The 2,007-nt window shown below is 51.5% G+C and carries 2 protein-coding genes and 2 pseudogenes; all 4 read left to right on the plus strand.

Annotated elements, in window-relative coordinates; genetic code table 11:
• A pseudogene (locus KDM89_RS19040) lies at nucleotides 1–248 on the plus strand (integrase core domain-containing protein); the annotation flags it as partial.
• 169 nt (nucleotides 249–417) lie between these two features.
• Nucleotides 418–621, plus strand: a complete 204-nt coding sequence (locus tag KDM89_RS19045) for a hypothetical protein (protein WP_212689503.1) — start codon at nucleotides 418–420, stop codon at nucleotides 619–621.
• Nucleotides 622–709: 88 nt separating this feature from the next.
• Entirely contained in the window at nucleotides 710–1,261 is a 552-nt protein-coding gene (rfaH, locus tag KDM89_RS19050; protein ID WP_329604697.1) for a transcription/translation regulatory transformer protein RfaH, read from the plus strand.
• 604 nt (nucleotides 1,262–1,865) lie between these two features.
• A pseudogene (locus tag KDM89_RS19055) lies at nucleotides 1,866–2,007 on the plus strand (IS3 family transposase); the annotation flags it as partial.

A 2,007-nucleotide genomic window follows, 5' to 3' on the forward strand; every position in this document is an offset into this window, starting at 1 on the left:
CATCAGTCGAGAGTCGCGGAGACAGCTATGACAATGCTTTAGCGGAGATCATCAATGGTTTATACAAGACGGAACTGATCAAAAAGCGCGGGCCGTGGAAGACGCGGGAAGCAGTGGAGCTGGCGACACTGGAATGGGTGTCGTGGTTCAATCATCATCGTTTAATGGGGTAGATAGGTCACATACCACCGGCGGAAGCGGAAATGAATTATTATCAACAACTTTCTGGTCAGGCCATACCGGTCTGACTCACACAAAAGAGCCTCTCAAAAAACCGGTACGGTTCATAACTGCCAGTTTGTACGCCAAAGTGGAGCATCTGTTTCTTCTGATAAAAACCTAGGTAAGCTGAAAACTTACCTCATTTCACACCGATTCCAGCCCATACGCTCAGCTCTTGCCCAAATCGCTGAGCGTATGGGCTGGTCCACCCGACAACTGCAAGACCTTCGGTTGTGCGATATTGGTCTACTCATCGTGCATTGGGATATGTCGATTCGCTACCTGTCGGCCGATGTGCAGGACATCGAGCGGCACGAGGCCGCGATGCTCATTAAGCAAGTATTTGCCAGTGATCGCGTTGACTTTGCTACGGATGATGGCTTAACATATGGTCTTTAAGTTTTTGCTCATATTGCAATATATCTTTGTGCCCATTTCATCACCTAGCCCGCAGCCATCATTGGAGTTGCTCCCTGAGGAAGTGCCCGTGCTGACTGTCATTGGCAACGATGACACTGCGCATGACGGTATCCAGTCAACATCGTCGAGCACCGAATCTTGGTACCTAGTCCACACCAAACCCCGCCAAGAAGATATCGCTTTGGCCAACCTAGAACGCCAGGGCTATTCGTGCTACCTGCCGCAGATGTGTATTGAGCGAGTCCGGCGGCGCAAGGCAGAGGTCGTCATCGAGCCCATGTTTCCACGCTACCTCTTCATTCGGCTGGACAGTAGCGACCAGGGCAAGAGCTGGTCGCCGATCCGTTCCACGCTGGGGGTGAGCCAGTTGGTGCATTTTGGGGGAAGGGTGGCCAAGGTGGATGACAACCTGGTTGATTTACTGCGTCAGCGGGCCCTGCCGACCGAAATCATGTTTCACAGAGGTGATTCGGTGGTTATTGCGGACGGCCCGTTTGCTGGTGTCGAGGCCATCTACCAGACTGCGGACGCCGAGCGCCGCGCTTTCATCTTGCTGGAAATCCTTGCCAAGCCGGTGTCTATGTACATCGATGCTGGATCTCTGCGCAAGACCGGCTGAATTATCTGCGGCCACTGGCACTTTCTTCACTTCCCTCCCTTTTTTTTCTGCTTCGAATTCCTTTTCTGTCTTGGCATTCTAAGTAAACATGACTCAAACGAATGGATGCAGAAGGAACATGGCCGTAGCATACGACGAGTCCACGCCAGAATCACCGACACAACCGCCCTCTATCTACTATGTGTATTCCGGTGAACGGGACCGCCTATGACTCAAACCTTGACGATGCAGGCACTGTTCAGAGTCACTGCTGCCAGACGCAACGTAGCCGGACTGATTCATTGCGCGTATCGCGCCAGCCAATTCTGTGCGCACAATTTCAGGTATTGCTCAAGCAGTTTGGCATCGTGTCATTCAGAAGCGGTAAAGGGAATTGTTGGTATACTCAGTCTATTATGGTTGAGAACGCCTGCCAAATCTGACTCGTGCTGTTATTGGCTTGCTGCCTTTGCGTTGACCTGTCGATTTGATCAGAGCGCCCCCAAAGCCTCATTGGCCCTACTGCTTGAACAGTACCGGAAAACTGGGAAGCTCCATTATTTGAGAAAATCGAGCTATTAACAAATCAAAATATTCCCCTGAAGTCATCGAACGTTCCGTCCGTATGGTCATGGAGGCCAGGAACGAGTAAAGCTCACAGTGGGCTGCAATAGAATCTATTGCCGGCAAGATTGGCTGCACTGCAGAGACATTACGTCGCTGGGTACGTCAGCATGAAACCGATACAGGGCTTCGGAACGGTGTGA

It is taken from the genome of Cognatundibacterium luofuense (assembly GCF_018139685.1).
GTDB lineage: Bacteria > Pseudomonadota > Gammaproteobacteria > Burkholderiales > Burkholderiaceae_D > Undibacterium > Undibacterium luofuense.